This is a genomic window from Bowmanella dokdonensis (assembly GCF_017254865.1).
Lineage (GTDB): Bacteria > Pseudomonadota > Gammaproteobacteria > Enterobacterales > Alteromonadaceae > Bowmanella > Bowmanella dokdonensis.
Genome location: NZ_JAFKCV010000001.1, coordinates 388,065 through 404,165 on the forward strand (window position 1 = coordinate 388,065; position 16,101 = coordinate 404,165).

The 16,101-nt window shown below is 56.9% G+C and carries 11 protein-coding genes; 9 read left to right on the top strand and 2 right to left on the bottom strand.

Features of this window, described 5'->3' with window-relative positions; translation table 11 throughout:
- Nucleotides 1-69: 69 nt before the first annotated feature.
- Together J0A66_RS01810 and J0A66_RS01815 are read right to left on the bottom strand one after the other, a co-directional pair.
- Complete coding sequence (locus tag J0A66_RS01810) at nt 70-3,210, bottom strand: efflux RND transporter permease subunit (protein WP_206572052.1); 3,141 nt, start codon at nt 3,208-3,210, stop codon at nt 70-72.
- Between the two features lie 3 nt (nt 3,211-3,213).
- Nucleotides 3,214-4,344: an efflux RND transporter periplasmic adaptor subunit gene (locus tag J0A66_RS01815; RefSeq protein ID WP_206572053.1), complete on the bottom strand. Its 1,131-nt coding sequence runs from the start codon at nt 4,342-4,344 to the stop codon at nt 3,214-3,216.
- Between the two features lie 264 nt (nt 4,345-4,608).
- Here J0A66_RS01815 and J0A66_RS01820 point away from each other — a divergent pair, with 264 nt between their 5' ends.
- The 9 genes from J0A66_RS01820 (at nt 4,609) to nuoH (ending at nt 16,097) form a co-directional block, all read left to right on the top strand.
- Nucleotides 4,609-7,029 (top strand): sensor domain-containing protein, encoded by a 2,421-nt coding sequence (locus tag J0A66_RS01820; RefSeq protein ID WP_206572054.1) that lies wholly within the window; start codon nt 4,609-4,611, stop codon nt 7,027-7,029.
- 105 nt (nt 7,030-7,134) lie between these two features.
- Nucleotides 7,135-7,593 carry a hypothetical protein gene (locus J0A66_RS01825; protein WP_206572055.1) on the top strand — a complete coding sequence of 153 codons (459 nt, stop codon included), beginning with the start codon at nt 7,135-7,137 and terminating at the stop codon, nt 7,591-7,593.
- A 206-nt stretch (nt 7,594-7,799) separates the two neighbouring features.
- The gene (ndhC, locus tag J0A66_RS01830; protein ID WP_206572056.1) at nt 7,800-8,201 is read left to right on the top strand and encodes an NADH-quinone oxidoreductase subunit A; all 402 of its coding nucleotides are present in this window, start codon (nt 7,800-7,802) and stop codon (nt 8,199-8,201) included.
- The gene (locus J0A66_RS01835; RefSeq protein WP_206572057.1) at nt 8,186-8,827 is read left to right on the top strand and encodes an NADH-quinone oxidoreductase subunit B; all 642 of its coding nucleotides are present in this window, start codon (nt 8,186-8,188) and stop codon (nt 8,825-8,827) included. Before ndhC ends, J0A66_RS01835 begins: the two co-directional genes overlap by 16 nt.
- A gap of 1 nt (nt 8,828) precedes the next feature.
- Nucleotides 8,829-10,583: an NADH-quinone oxidoreductase subunit C/D gene (nuoC, locus tag J0A66_RS01840; RefSeq protein ID WP_206572058.1), complete on the top strand. Its 1,755-nt coding sequence runs from the start codon at nt 8,829-8,831 to the stop codon at nt 10,581-10,583.
- Nucleotides 10,580-11,095 (top strand): NADH-quinone oxidoreductase subunit NuoE, encoded by a 516-nt coding sequence (nuoE, locus tag J0A66_RS01845; protein ID WP_206572059.1) that lies wholly within the window; start codon nt 10,580-10,582, stop codon nt 11,093-11,095. Before nuoC ends, nuoE begins: the two co-directional genes overlap by 4 nt.
- A complete protein-coding gene (gene nuoF, locus J0A66_RS01850; RefSeq protein ID WP_206572060.1) occupies nt 11,088-12,359 on the top strand; it encodes an NADH-quinone oxidoreductase subunit NuoF in 1,272 nt (423 codons plus the stop codon). The genes nuoE and nuoF overlap by 8 nt, the downstream gene beginning before the upstream one ends.
- A gap of 22 nt (nt 12,360-12,381) precedes the next feature.
- Complete coding sequence (nuoG, locus tag J0A66_RS01855; RefSeq protein WP_206572061.1) at nt 12,382-15,144, top strand: NADH-quinone oxidoreductase subunit NuoG; 2,763 nt, start codon at nt 12,382-12,384, stop codon at nt 15,142-15,144.
- Complete coding sequence (gene nuoH, locus J0A66_RS01860; RefSeq protein WP_206572062.1) at nt 15,144-16,097, top strand: NADH-quinone oxidoreductase subunit NuoH; 954 nt, start codon at nt 15,144-15,146, stop codon at nt 16,095-16,097. The genes nuoG and nuoH overlap by 1 nt, the downstream gene beginning before the upstream one ends.
- Nucleotides 16,098-16,101: the final 4 nt, after the last annotated feature.

Consider the following 16,101-nt stretch of genomic DNA (forward strand, 5'->3'; position numbering starts at 1 on the left):
ATGTCATCCATTGACTGGTCAAATATATCGTGGTGGTGAAAAAAGTCCAGCACGTGAAATGTCCTGGCATCAGCGGCTGACGGCCAGCTTGGCTCGTAGCTTCATCTGCAGTACCGCCAGCGCCGGCAACAAGAACAGCAGGATAATAGTGGCAAATAGGATACCGATACCCAGGGACACCGCCGTGGGCTTAAGGAATTTTGCCTGCACACTGGTTTCCAAAATGATGGGGGTGACACCCAAAAAAGTGGTCAGCGAGGTCAGCACTATGGGTCTGAAGCGCTGCAGTGTCGCCGCAAGGGCGGCCTCTTCGATGTCCTGCCCCTCTGCCCGGCAACGATTGATGAATTCCATCAGCAGCAGACTGTCGTTAATCACTACGCCGGACAGGCCAATCAGGCCGAACAATGACAACAGCGTCAGATCCAGCCCCAGCATGAAGTGGCCCAATACGGCTCCCACCAAGCCAAAGGGAATGATGGTCATGATCACCAGCGGCTGGCTGTAGCTGGAAAATACCAGTGCCAGCAGCGCATACACGGCAAACAAAGAGAGCAGGAAGTTTTGTCCCATGGCCGGTCCCACCCGCTGCTGTTCGGCCTGATCCCCGCCCACGGTGACTTCCACATCAGGATACTGGCTGCTGATTGAGGGCCAGGTCTGATTCAGCACCTGCCGGGCGACCTCGCCCCCCGTGGTAATGCGATTGTCCACATCCGCCATCAGGGCAGTGACGGATTGGCCATTGAGGCGGGTTAACCGGGACGGCGCCGGCTCGATACTGATGTCGGCCACCTCAGTGATGGGGATAAAACTGTCATTAACCCGAATCCGCCTTTGCAACAGGTGTGGCAGATTGCCGCGCTCCTGTTCTGTCAGGCGCACCCTGACTTCGATCTCCTCCCTGTCTCTGGCAATACGACTGGCCACGGCGCCATAGTAGGAGGCGCGGATTTCCCGGGCCAGGTCGGCCAGGGTCAGGCCATAGACCAGGGCCTGTGGTTTGAGACGTATCTGTACTTCGTCAATGGTGTCATATCTGGCGTCGCGCACATCCATTACCCCTGCAATCTCCTGCAGAGCTTGTCGCAACGTTCCGACGACCTCCTGTCGCTGGGCAGGGTCAGCGGAGCGGACTTCCAGTTGCACGGCGGCCCCTGCCGATACCAGGCTGGAGTTGAAGGTCAGTTTTCTTGCGCCGGGTATGTCCCCTGTTGTCTGTCGCCAGGCCCTTTCAAAATCCACCGCAGCAAATCCGCGGGTGGCCGCATCCTCAATTTTCACTGTGACAAAAGCCAGATTGGAGGCGGCGCTGACCCGGGCCTCGGCGGAAGGCGCTCCCCCTCCTATCCCTTTGCCGCGGGTGGCAAAAATCCCTTGTATAACCTGGCCTTCAGAGTTTGAGTCCGAGGCCTGGAAGTGTTCGGCGCTTTGCCTGGCGCTGCTGATCAGGTCGGCAATCACTTCCCGGGTCTGCCGCTGCGAGGTCTGGTTGGACAGCTCTACAGAAGCGGTGACGTAGTTACCTTCCACTTCCGGAAAGAAAATAAACTTCACCGCGCCGCTGATAAACAGGCTTGCGATTAGCATTAAGGTGACGGCGAACAGCAGCAGGGTCAGCCAGGGCCGGCGAATGGCTTGCCTGACCCAGTATTTGACCGGGCCGCTCCGCAGCCTGTCCATGGCATGGGAGGCTTTTTTCCGCAGGACTTCCGTCAAGCGCCTGGGCGAATAGCGTCCCGGCTTGTCCATATCCAGATGTGACAGATGCCTGGGCAGGATGAAAAATGCCTCCACCAGTGATAACAACAAGACAAAGATAACGATGGCGGCAATGGGCTCGAGGAATTGTCCGTACATACTGGGCACAAACAGCAGGGGAACGAATACGGCAATGGTGGTCAGGATGGAAACCAGTACCGGCGTGGCCACGCCAACCACGCCCCTGGCGGCGGCTTCAGGCCCGGACAGACCCCGCTCCAGGCCGCTGTAGATGTTTTCCCCTACCACAATGGCATCATCCACCACTATGCCGATGACCAGAATAAAGCCAAAAATGGACAGCATATTAATGCTGTAGCCGAACAGCTGCACCAGAACGAAACTGCCAACAAAAGCCACCATCAGGCCCGCGGCAACCCACAAGGCCAGGCGAATTTCCAGAAACAGCATCAGCAGCAGAATCACCAGGCTCAGACCAATGACAGCGTTTTTGCTCAGCAGGCTGATGCGGCTGCGCAGGTTATCCGACTCATCACGCCATATTTCGGCCTGCAGGTCGGCCGGCAACGACGGCAGAAACGCCTCATTGAAAAGTTGTGTGGCCTGGGTCACCAACGCCAGCATCTGCTCCTGCCCGACCCGGTAGGCACTGACGACAATAGCCGGCTGGTCATTATAGAAACCGGCCAGTGGTGAATCGGTCAGACTGTCCTCGATGGTGGCGATATCCTTGAGCCTGAGCAGTGCGCCATTTTGCCCGGTTCCCACGACCAGGGAGCGAAACTGCTCGGCTCTCAGACGTTCTCCCAGGCTTCGGACCAACAGCCGTCTGTGTGGCCCCTCTATTTCTCCGGCCGACAGGTCCAGAGACTGGGCGCCGATACGTCTGGCCACCTCGGTCAGCGACAACCCATGCCGGCGCAGCGCATCTTCAGTGATCTGAATATCCACGAGGTATTCAGGGACGGCTTCGAGGCGCACATCGGAAATCCCCGGCGCATCGGCCAGTAAACTGCGCAGCCGCTCTGCCTGCTGTTTGAGCCGAAAGCCCGACGTCTCACCGGCGACCACAAACTGGATGGCCAGCTCGTCGGCTTCGGCTACTACTACCCTGGGTTCCTCCGCATCCTGAGGGAAGACACGAATTTGATCGATCTGATTCTTGATATCGTTAAGGCGCTGGTTCTTGTCTTCCCCGGCGTAGAGCTCAATGACCACACTTCCGATGTTCTGCGAAGCCACCGAGCGGATCCTGCGCACACCTTCCTGGCCTTCAATCTTTTGTTCGATGGGCTTGATAATGACTTCTTCCACTTCCGAAGGCGTCGCACCGGGATAGGGGACGGTAACTGTGATGGTTTCCAGGTCGATGGTGGGAAACAGTTTGACGGTCAGATCCGACAGGGAAAACAGCCCCACCAGCACAAGGAACAATGCCAGCAGGTTGGCGAACACTTTGTTGTGGCTGGCCTTTTCCAGTAAAGACATGGGTTAGTCGTCCCTGGTCCTGACCTGCAGACCGGATGATTCATTGACCAGTGAGGTGAGCAACAGCCTGGCGTCGAGCAGTCGCTTATCGGCTTTGATCAACACTCCCTCGTCCTGATAGGACACAGGTGTCACCGGTATCTTCTGCAGTTTATTGTCCTGACTGAGCAGGTACAGGTGGGAGTTTTTCCTCAGGCTGGCAGAGGGCACCAAGAGTAGGGAGTTCTCCGCCCGGGCGGGAAAGTTGACCTGCACATACTCGCCAACGGTCAGCCCGACAGTGTCAGACTGGGCGGTCTTGTCTACCAGAACGGCATAATTGATGGTGCGGGAGTCGGGATCCAGCACAGGACTGACGGACAATAGACGGGCAATGACCCTCTGTTGGCTGTCCAGTGGCATGACTTCGATGGGCGTGGCAGGAGAGGCATCCAGACGGCGACTGACGGCAGCGCTTTGCTCGGGTGTCAGTCCGGCGTGCACTTCCAACTGATCGGCACCGATAAGGGTCAGCGCAGTCTGAGCGGGGGAGAAATAGGCGCCGATACTAACCTCTTCAGAAACGATCAAGGCGTCAAATGGTGCTTCCAGCCTGGTGTCCTGCAAAGCCTCATCAGCCTGCTGCAGGTGCGCTCTGGCTTGTTTTACCTGTGCCTCGGCGTTAGTCAGCGTCAACTGCGCATCATCCAGTCTGGCTTGAGAGGCAGTATTCTGTGCCGCCAATACCTGGATGCGCGCCATATTGTCCCTGGCTTTGCTGCGGGCGACCAGCGCATTGTCCAGTTCAGCCTGCGCCTGTAATACCCGAGCCTGATAATCAGTCTGTTCAAGCCGGAAAAGCTCTTCCCCCCTGGCAAAACGCCTGCCCACTTCGAGGCGGTCAGATTTATCGGCGACGATACCGGAGACCTCGGTCACCAGTCGTACTTGTTCCGGTGCCCTGACAAAGCCCTTTACGGCTATCTTGTAGTCCTGCCCATAATGCTCTGCGCGGGCTGTCTCCACCAGCGGAGGTTCTGGTGGCTCAGGTTCCGGGGCCTCGCCTTTGCAGCCCGCCAGGCAGAGCAGAAGACAACAGGGCAGCCAGAATCCGTGTCGACTTTGTGTTTGTCCCACCCTGGCTGTGCATTGCATCTGACTCTCCTGTCACAATAGTCCGCTGTCTATACTCTCTACTGCAACTTTAGAAGATCAGATTAGATCGACAAGTCCGGCTCGTCCCTCTAGGGGTCACATCTGCCTCGGTCAGACTAACGGGGGACAGGCTGAGACGAGCGGCTACAAGGACGGCTTTCGCCTTGTTCTATTTGAAAATCATGGGATGACAGTAATTTCTTGTTCTGTCACGCCCAGGCCCCTTAAGGCGATGGAATGCCGTAGAATATTCAGGAGGCGCAGATGTTACCTATTCAGAATTCAGACGCCCTGTTGTCCAGCCTTATGGATGCGGCGGTGGACGCCGTTATCATCATTAACGGCAAGGGCCTGATCCTGTACTTCTCTGATGCTGCCTGTAGCTTATTTGACTACCGCAAGGAACAGGTGCTGGGCAGTAACGTCAGTATCCTGATGCCCGCTTACCATGCCAGTCGCCATGACGACTACATTGAAGATTATAAGCAGACCGGAGAGGCCAAAATCATCGGTATCGGCCGTGAAGTGGAAGGCCGGCGCCAGGACGGCAGCCTTTTTCCCATGCGACTGTCCGTGGGAGAGGCAAGGTCAGAGGGCCAGCGCTACTTTATCGGTATCTGCCATGACCTGACTGAACAGCGGGCATTGGAACAATCTGTGGAACTTGCCCGCTCGGTCAACGAGGCCATTCTGGATGCGGCAGCCGACGCCATCATCAGCATAGACGGACGGGGCAGGGTTCTGGCATTTAACCAGAGCGCCGAGCGTATTTTCGGTTATCACAAAGATGAGGTGCTGGGGAAAAATGTCAGCATGTTGATGCCGGATATCCATGCTGAGCGTCACGACCAATACCTGAGGGATTATCAACAAGGTGGCGAGTCTCATATTATCGGGGTCGGCCGCGATCTGCTGGCGGTTAAAAAAGGCGGCAAGTTATTCCCCATCTACATCAACGTCGGTGAGGTCAAAGGACAGAAATCACCCATTTACGTGGCCGTATGTCATGACCTGACTGAGTTGCAGCAATTGCTGAAAAACCTCAGTCATGCCGAAGCCAGATATCAGAATGTGGTGGAGCACCAGCGTGAACTGGTCTGCCGACTGGACCGGGATCTTCGCTTTACCTTTATCAATATCCCCATGCGCAGCAGCTTCTGCAATGGTGGGGAGGGCCTGGGCATGAGCTTGTTGGAGTATGTGTCGCCGGACCAACGCAAAACACTCAGGGTATTGCTGGTGCAACTGATAGAGCAGGGGGGCGGTGAGGTAGCCATTACGGTCAATATGCAACCACAGAGGACAAGGCATTGCTGGGTGGACTGGACTTTCTCCCTGGTCATGGATCAGGAACTGACAGAGGTTCAGGGGTTGGGGCTGGATGTGACCGAGCAGCAACGGGCCAAGCAGCATGCCCAGTTCCTGAGTCGTTTTGATCAACTGACCGGCCTGCTCAACCGTCATGGCTGCCGGCAAGAGTTTGAGCAGTTGTGCAGCCAGTATGAGCAGGTGGCGCTGATGTTTTTCGATACCAATCGTTTCCGTTGGCTGGATGAAAGGTTCGGCACCGATGTGGGCGACCTGTTGCAGATGGAGGTGGCTTATCGGATCAAGTCCATGCGGATCCCGGCGCTGGTGGCCGCACGCTCGGGTCCGGATGATTTCGTCCTATGCTTCCCCCTTTCAGAAAACCAGCATGCACTGGAACTGGCCCATCAGGTAATCGGGAGGTTGGAAGCTCCCTATCGTCTGGCTGGAGAAGAGCTGAACATCAGCGTCAATCTGGGCATTGCCCTGTGGGACAGGCGCGAGCCGGTGGATTTCAGTACACAGGTCAGAAATGCCGGCTCTGCCATGCATCAGGCAAGGCAGCGGCAGAGTCGTGTCGCCTTGTACGACTCCGGGGTGCAAAAGAAGCTGCGCCGGGCCATGGAACTGGAACTCGGCATCAAGCGGGCCCTGAGCCAGGATCTGTTTGAGATTTACCTTCAGCCCAAATACCGTCTCGACACAGAGGAACTGGACGGATTCGAAGCCCTGCTTCGCTGGCAGGATCCGCAGCTTGGCCGGGTAGCGCCCGACGAATTCATTCATCTGGCTGAGCAGGCTGGACTGGGCAAAGCCCTCGACCGCTGGGTAATTGAGAAGGTGGCGAGCTTACTGAAAAGCTGGCCCGGTGCCCACAAGGAAGGGCGGATTGCGGTCAATATTACCTCGCAGCATCTGGCCGATCCCGGCCTGGTCGAACACATTCTCGATTGCCTAACCCGCTATCAGGTTCCACGTGGTGCGTTGGAGCTGGAGATTACCGAGGGAATGGCTATGGACGCATCCGCCGAGGTATTGAGCAACATTGCAAAGCTGAAGAAACTGGATATCAAACTGGCGCTGGATGATTTCGGCACAGGCTATTCCTCTCTGAGTTACCTGGATGATCTGGATCTGGACTACCTGAAGATTGATAAGCGCTTTATCGATGCCCTGGACGGCAAGACCAGCCACAACTTGGTTGAGGCCATTATCCGCATGGCCAAGGCCCTGGATATGACGGTGATTGCCGAAGGGGTGGAATCCAAAAAGCAACTGCAAACCCTGCGGGAACTAGGCTGTGACAAGGTCCAGGGCTATGTATTCAGCAAGCCGTTGCCGATCAGGGAGGCAAGAAGGTTGCTCAAGGGAGCTTAAACCAACGGCTGTTTGAATTTCCATCGTTCCTCGATGGGTTATTTGGGGAAACTCCGGATAACTGCCTATATTTAAACCATGTTTTTAACAAATGGATTACAAAACATGGGCAACTTCTCGGATGTGCGTGAATTGCTGGTACATAACAAACAACTGCATTTGAGAACGGCTGTGTTCTACAAGGATTTGGCCGAACAAACCGGAAACCCCCGTGCAGCCATGCTGCTGAATACGTTATGCAGACACGAAGCCCAGCTCGCCGAAGAGTTGAAGCGGTATATGGAAGAGGCGCCAGAGAAAGTTCTCAATACCTATATTCAATATGACAGGCGTAAGGACAGCAACGGCCTGTTCGAGACCGATTTTGCTCCGGCCAATTGTTCTGAGTCTGATGTAGAGCGGCTGGCCAATCAGGTGGATGAATACTTCAGTCAGCTTTACGCGGAGATGGCCCAGTCGGCAGATGTACAGCCGGTCAGTGAGATGTTCGACAACCTGTACGACCACATAATGGAAGAGAAGAAACGTCTCTCCACCGACCTATATTCGCTGGCAGATATCTGATCAATCCCGGTCCGATGCTGACATTCCTGCCTCTCAGGCCGGGTGACTGTTGTCGGGACGAGATTGCAACAAGTTGTTTTTCTAAGCGTTTCTTTGACGAACTGGCTTTTATGGTCAATTTTTACAACTGTCCCTGAACGGATCATAGCGGTAAGTATCTCCAGGATTAATCAAGCATAACAGGCTGGCCCTAAGGCAAGATTGACATGGAACAGGCACTGGCCGAACTTTGGCCGATACTCATCTATTTTGGAATAACCCTTGTTCTGCTGGCGGGAGTCATGGTGCTCTCGTCAGTGCTCGGTCCCCGTACCCGTGGTCATTCCACCGATCTCCCCTACGAGTCCGGGATCCTCTCCTACGGCAACGCCAGGGTCAGATTCGGCAATCATTTTTTTCTCTATGCCATCTTCTTTGTCATTTTTGATCTGGAAACCCTGTTTCTGTTCTCCTGGGCCATCGCTTTCGAACAGGTGGGGCTGGCCGGCTTTATCGAGGCGGGCATTTTCATTCTCATTCTGCTGATCGCCCTGCTGTATCTGTGGCGGGTTGGCGCCTTGAACGTGATTCAGGCTAAGGCCAAGGAGCAAACGTGGACTGGACATTGACCGATCCCAATAAACTGAGCCGGCAAATTCCCAGCGCCGAAGTCGAGGTGCGCGAACAGGTCAGGCGTTCGGTGCTGTTTTCCAGCCTGAATAAAATGATCAACTGGGGGCGCAAGAATTCCATCTGGCCAATGAATTTTGGTCTGTCCTGTTGCTATGTGGAGATGGCGACCTCCTTTACCAGCCGGCACGATATTGCCCGTTTCGGCGCCGAGGTCATCCGTGCCACCCCCAGAGAGGCCGACCTGCTGGTGATATCCGGCACCGTGTTTCGCAAGATGGCGCCGGTGGTCAAACACCTTTATGACCAGTTGCTTGAGCCCAAATGGGTGATTTCCATGGGTTCCTGTGCCAACTCCGGGGGCATGTATGACATTTACTCCGTGGTGCAGGGAGTGGACAAGTTTTTGCCGGTGGATGTGTACGTGCCCGGCTGCCCGCCCCGCCCTGAGGCCCTGATGGAGGGCTTATTGCTGTTGCAGTCTGCTATCGGCAGGGAGCAGCGCCCCTTGTCCTGGGTGGTGGGTGAGCAGGGAGTCAGCCAGGTTGAAAAGCCCAGCCAGCGTGATCTTAAACACCCGGCGCGCATGCGCACTACCGATCTGATACCACCGGACAGGGTTTAGTATGAGCAGTGCTGTTACCTCTCCCTTGCATGAAGAACTCGGGGCCGCTTATCCGGGCCTTAACCTGCTGCCGGAGACCTGTGCCGATGGAATTGACACTTTCTGGGTGGCCAGAGCCCAGCTACTGCCGCTGGCCGAAGCCCTGCGTTTCCACCTGAAAAAGCCTTTTACCTTTTTGTATGACCTGACCGCCATAGACGAGACCCGTCGTGAGTTTGGCTTTAAACAACCCCGACAGGACTACACCCTGGTCTATCTGCTGCGCTCCTATGGCCGCAATCACGACATCAGGCTCAAGGTCGCGCTGAGGGAATCGGATAAACAGGCTCCAACGGTGTGCAGCGTCTGGCCCAATGCCAACTGGTATGAACGGGAGGTCTGGGACCTGTTCGGTATCCACTTTCAGGGCCATCCCTGTTTACGTCGCATCATGATGCCCACCACTTGGCAGGGCCACCCCCTGTGCAAGAGCCATCCGGCCCGCGCTACCGAGATGGGGCAATACAGCCTGCCGGACGACATCCGCGACTTTGAGCAGGAAGCGCTGCGGTTCGATCCCAAAGCCTGGGGGCTTGAGCCCAGCGGACGGGATGAGGAATTCATGTGGCTGAATCTGGGTCCCAACCACCCCAGCGTGCATGGGGTGTTCCGTATCATGCTGCAGTTGGAGGGTGAGCAGATAGTCGAGGCCATCCCTGATATCGGCTATCACCATCGGGGCGCCGAGAAGATGGGGGAGAGGCAGAGCTGGCACTCCTATATCCCCTATACGGACAGAATAGATTACCTGGGCGGGGTAATGAACAATCTGCCTTATCTGATGGCGGTGGAAAAGCTGGCCGGTATCCAGGTGCCAGAGCGGGCCCGGGTCATCCGTGTGATGATGTGCGAGATATTCCGTATTCTCAGCCATTTGCTGTTTTACGGTACCTTTGCCCAGGACATCGGCGCCCTGTCGCCCATCTTCTACATGTTTGTGGACAGGGAAAAGCTGTTTGGCATAGTCGAGGCCATTACCGGCGCCCGCATGCACCCGAGCTGGTTTCGCATCGGCGGGGTGACCAGCGATCTGCCCCAGGGCTGGGACAAACTGATCCTGACCTGGTTGGATGAAATGCCAAAACGCCTGCACGATTACGACAAGATGGTCATGGACAATGCCCTGGTCAAACAGCGCACCGTGGGTGTAGGCCGTTATGATACAGCCACCGCTATCGAGTGGGGGGTCACAGGCCCCGGCTTGCGGGCCACGGGATTCGACTGGGATCTGCGTAAAAAGCGTCCCTACAGCGGCTACGAAAACTTCGATTTTGAGGTGCCGGTGGCCCAAGGCGGCGACAGCTATGACAGATGCAAGGTCAGGGTAGAGGAAATCCGCCAGAGCATGCGTATCATCCGCCAGTGTGTGAAAAACATGCCGTCAGGGCCTTACAAGGCCGAGCATGCCCTGACCACGCCCCCTGTGAAAGATCGCACCATGCAGGATATCGACACCCTGATTCCGCATTTTCTGGGTGTGAGCTGGGGGCCAGTCATTCCACCCGGCGAAGCCATGGCCGAGGTGGAGGCCACCAAGGGCAGCAATGCTTACTATCTGGTCAGCGACGGCAGCACCTGCAGCTACCGCACCCACATACGCACACCGTCTTTTCCCCACCTGCAGATGATTCCGGTGATGGCCAGGGGGCAGATGATCTCCGATCTGATTGCCACCCTGGGCAGCATAGACTTTGTAATGGCGGACGTGGACAGATGAAGATAGCCATCAGGACACTGGACCATACAGAGCACCTGAGCCAGGAGGAGATTCAGGCAATTGAAGCGGCCTGTGCCCATTATGAGCAGCGTCCCGCTGCGGCCATTGATGCCCTGATGATAGTGCAGAGGCGGCAGGGCTGGGTGGATGATAGCCGCCTGGAAGCAGTGGCCGGGCTGCTGGGCATGTCCAGCGCTGAGCTGGAAGGCATAGCCACTTTCTACAACCATATATACCGCCAGCCGGTGGGGCGTCATGTGCTGCATCTTTGCAACAGTATCAGCTGCTGGCTCTGTGACGTGGACAAACTGGCTGATCATCTGCGCGAAAGACTGCAACTGGAGTTCGGCCAGACCAGCGCTGACGGGCGTATCACCCTGCTGCCCAACGTTTGCCTGGGATGCTGTGACAAGGCCCCGGCGATGATGCTCGACGGCGAGTTGATCGAAAATCTGAGCGCAGAAAAGCTGGATGAGATCCTGGCCAGCCTGGAAGGAGGCGAAGATGGATAAGCCCATGACTGCGCATCTGGATACCCAGAATCCCCAGGATCTGGCCGGCTACCGGGATACTGGGGGCTATATGGGCTTTGCCAGGGCACTGGATATGACTCCCGCTGAGGTGCAACAGCAGGTCAAGGACGCCAACCTGCGTGGTCGTGGCGGAGCCGGTTTTCCGACTGGCATGAAGTGGGGCTTCGTGCCGATGGGGCAGGATGCGCCAAAGAGAAAATACCTGGTCTGCAATGCCGATGAGATGGAGCCCGGCACTTTCAAGGACAGGTGGCTGATGGAGGGCGCCCCCCACCTGCTGATAGAGGGAATGATGATCGCCGCCTATGCCATCGGCGCCTCAAGGGCCTATCTGTTTTTGCGTGGGGAGTACCGCCTGTGCGCCAGGCGCCTGGAACAAGCGATCCGGGAGGCGGAAGAGGCAGGCTTGCTGGGGAAGGATATTCAGGGGAGTGGGTACTCACTTGAGTTGCATCTCCATACCAGTGCTGGTCGTTATATTTGCGGAGAAGAGACGGCGCTGCTCAATGCATTGGAAGGAAAGCGTGCCCATCCTCGTTCCAAACCACCTTTCCCCCAGATTGCAGGGTTGTTTGGCCAGCCCACCATAGTGAATAACGCCGAGACTCTGTGCAATCTGCCCGGCATCCTGCGACGGGGTCCCGCCTGGTTCAGGGATCTTGCCGCAGACAGCGACGATGCAGGGACCAAGATCTATGGTATCAGCGGACGAGTCAGACAAGCGGGCTTGTGGGAACTGCCCATGGGCGCAACGGCCAGGCAGATCCTGGATTTGGCCGGCGGTATGCAGGATGGCCTTAAACTCCGTGGCTGGCTGCCCGGCGGCGCCTCAACGGATTTTTTGCTGCCGGAGCATCTGGATATCCCCATGGAGTACGACGCCATTGCCAAGGCCGGCAGTCGCCTGGGCACCGGCGGCATCATCGCCCTGGATGACCAACATTGCCCGGTGGGGATGGTGTTAAACCTGATTCAGTTTTTCGCCCAGGAGTCCTGCGGCTGGTGCACCCCTTGCCGGGATGGCTTGCCCTGGGCAGCGGAAATTCTCAGCCGTATCGAGACCGGAAAGGGCTGCCAGGAGGACCTGGATGAACTCAGCAAGCTTTGTGATTTCATGTGGATGGGAAAGACGTTTTGCGCCCTGGCCCCTGGGGCAGTGGAGCCCATGCGCAGTGGACTGAAATATTTCGCCGATGATTTTCAGCAACATATCGATAAGGGCTGCTGCCCTTACCGGCAATAGCAGGAAAAATACAGGTAGAGACATGGTACAGATCTTCATCGACAAACAGGCCTATGAGGTCAGCGAAGGGCAGAACCTGCTGCAGGCCTGCCTGTCGCTGAAGCTGAATCTGCCTTATTTCTGCTGGCATCCGGCCATGGGCTCGGTGGGGGCCTGTCGCCAGTGTGCGGTGACCCAGTACAAGGATGAGGCGGATACCCGGGGGAAAATGATCGTTGCCTGCATGACACCGGTGGAGGAGGGAATGCGGGTCTCGTTAAATGGGCCGGATGAAACGCATTTCCGTGAACAGGTGATAGCCGCACTGATGACCCATCACCCCCACGATTGCCCTGTCTGCGCAGAAGGGGGAGAGTGCCACCTGCAGGATATGACCGTGATGACTGGCCACTATGCCAGGCAGTTTAAGGGGCGCAAAACCAGTTTCAATAATCAGTATCTGGGTCCGCTGATTAAGCATGAAATGAACCGTTGCATTACCTGTTTCAGGTGTGTGCGTTTCTATCGCGACTATGCCGGCGGTGACGACCTGTCCGCCCAGGCTTCGAAGAATCATCTGTACTTTGGCCGTCAGAGCGACGGCGTGCTAGAGAGCGAGTTCGCCGGGAATCTGGTCGAGGTGTGTCCCACGGGAGTATTTACCGACAAACCCTTTGGCGACCACTACAGCCGTAAATGGGATATGCAGGCAGCACCTTCGATCTGCCAGCATTGCTCGGTGGGTTGCAATATCAGCCTGTCCGAACGCTACGGTTCGGTGCGCCGGGCGACCAACAGGTTCGACGCCCATCTCAATGGCTATTTTCTCTGTGACCGGGGCAGATATGGGTTTGATTTTGTCAACAGCCCGGCCCGCTGTCAGCAGATCCGCCTCAGAGGTAAGCCCGCCCGGTGGCAGGATGAGCAGCTTCAGGACATGCTGGGATCCTCAGGGCGCTGGATCGGCGTCGGCAGCAGTCACGCGAGTCTTGAAGACAACTTCGCCTTGCAGCAACTGGTGGGAGCCGAGAATTTCTGCCCCGGTCTGGATGACGCTCAACCGGCCCTGATGAAACTGCATGGCGAGATCCTGCAACAATATCCCATGGCCAGCCTGGCCGAGATGGAACAGGCCGATGCGGTGCTGATTCTGGGTGAGGACATCAATCGCAGTGCGCCGCGGATGGCGCTGGCTGTCCGTCAGGCTTTGCTCAACAAAGCCCGTGACAAGGTCGAATCCCTCAAGGTGCCAAGATGGCAGGATGCTGCGGTGCGTCAGGTATTGCCCGACAATCCCGTGCCGCTCATCTGGTTTGGCTATGGTGAGAGTGAGTTGCAAAGCCGTGCCCTTGTGCAGTGCTTATGCGACGATCAGGAAGCGGCAAGGCAGGGCTTTCTGCTGGCGGGCTTATTGTCGGAAGAGGCGCCCGTCCCGCAGACAGGCCAGGCCAGCCAACAAAGCAGTCAGGCAGCGGAAATACTGAAAAACGCCCGCAATCCTTTGCTGATTGGCGGCTGGTCGGCCGGTAATCCGGCGTTACTGGCTGCCCTGGCTAATATCCGTAAGGCGCTGGGGGATAAGGCCAGGCTGGCCATCGCTGCGCCGGAGATGAACAGTGTGGGCCTGTCCCTTCTGATACAGTCCGGCTACCTGACTCAGGGGGCTGTGAAGGAGGCGCTGGAACAGGAACCTGTCAACCTGCTGGTGCTGGATCATCAGTCGCAAGCCAGCCAATCTGTCCTGACCTTACTGGTTAAAAAAGCCAGGCAGACAGTGCGGCTGGGATTACTGGAACAGGAGGGCTCGCAAGACGCCTTGTTGCCGGTGGCGGCATTCAGCGAATGCAGCGGTTCAGCGATCAACTATCAGGGGCGGGTACAATCCTGGCAGCCGGCCAGTAAGATGACAGGGGACTGTATGCCAGGATGGCAGTGGCTGGTGCATCTGGCCAGGATGCAGCAAAGGCCGCTGGCTGACGTGGAGGACCTGGGGCAACTGCGCCATAAACTGGCCCAGTGCCATGGTCAGCTCGGCGATGTCTGGCGGACGGACCCCCACCAGCCGGCCGTGGCCCAACAGCCCCCCCGCTACAGTGGCCGCACGGCTATGCTGGCCAACCAGACTGTCCATGAGCCCAAGCCCTATCAGGAGCCGCAGGCTCCCTACCGTCAGAGCATGGAAGGCGTCGACACGCGTAAGTGCCCGACCAGGCCCATGCCCTATAGCTGGTGGCCGGGTTGGAATTCCAATCAGTCCGTCCATAAATTCCAGGATGAATACCGGGGACCGGCGTTGCCCGGCCAGACCAGGTCTGTGGCTTTCGCCCACTTTGAAAGCTCCTGCTGGTTCAAATGGCGTCCTCAATGGTCAGACAGAGAACAGGTCGGCTACCGGATACTGCCCCTGAAGCAGATTTTCGGCAGTGACGGATTAAGCCTGAAAGCCCCGGCCATAGAGGAACTGCACGAGCGGGCCCAACTTTGGATGACACCGCAACTGGCGGATAAGCTGGGTATGCAGGCCGGTCAGTGGGTGCAATGTGACGATCAGCCCCTGTGGATGCAGGCGGGCCTCAGTGAGCAGGTGCCCGAAGGTTGCCTGCTTGCCTATGTGCCGGCAGATGAAGCCTTGCCTGTGACAAGCTGCGAGCGATTTGCCGTAGCCGATTTGCAGCAGGCCGAGGCAATAGAACAGCAGCATCAGGGACGCATGGAAGGTGTCAGGGAACGGAGGCAGACCAGGCAAAGCTGGTTGCTTCACCAGGATGAGTTTATTCCCATCCGCTTCGTGGAGGGGCTGAACTGATGGTAGAGATGGAACTGCTGTTTAAGATATCGGTGCTGGTACTGACTCTGTTGCCGACTGCCGCGCTGCTGGTCTGGCTTGAGCGGCGTCTGCTGGGGTTCTGGCAGGAGCGCTATGGGCCTAACCGGGTGGGACCCTTTGGTATTCTCCAATCGCTGGCAGACCTCATCAAGATCCTGTTCAAGCATGACTGGATCCCGCCTTTTGCCGACAAACCCCTGTTCGTGCTGGCGCCCCTTATCGGCGCGCTGGCGGTGATGATGAGTTTTGTGGTGGTGCCTCTTTCCCCCGGCTGGATGATTTCGGACAGCCACATTGGTCTGTTGTTCTTTCTGGCCATGACCTCGCTGGCGGTCTATGCGGTGCTGCTGGCGGGCTGGTCATCCAACAACAAATACGCCCTCCTCGGCGGTATGCGGGCGGCGGCTCAGACCATCTGTTATGAAGTTTTTATGGGCATTGCACTGCTCGGAGTGGTGATCCTGGCCGGCAGCTTCAGGCTCAGTGACATTGTCGAGGCCCAGCAGGAATGGTGGTTTGTAATTCCCCAGTTTGTCGGCTTCGCGATTTTCATGATCGCCGGCATCGCCGAAAGCCATCGACTGCCATTCGATCTGCCAGAAGCCGAAACCGAACTGACCGGTGGCTTTCACACAGAGTATTCGGGCATCAAGTTTGCGTTGTTTTTTCTGGGTGAGTATCTGGGCATCATGCTGATATCCATGATGACCACCACTTTGTTCCTCGGCGGCTGGCTGGGGCCCTGGCTGCCACCCTTGGTGTGGTTCCTGCTCAAGACCTTCGTATTGATTTGTTTCTTTATCCTGCTGCGGGCCTCACTGCCAAGACCCAGGTATGACCAGCTTCTGGCCTTTGGCTGGAAGTGGATGCTGCCGCTGGCGCTGGTTAACCTGCTGGTTACAGCCGCACTCAAATTATCGGGAGGTACCTGACATT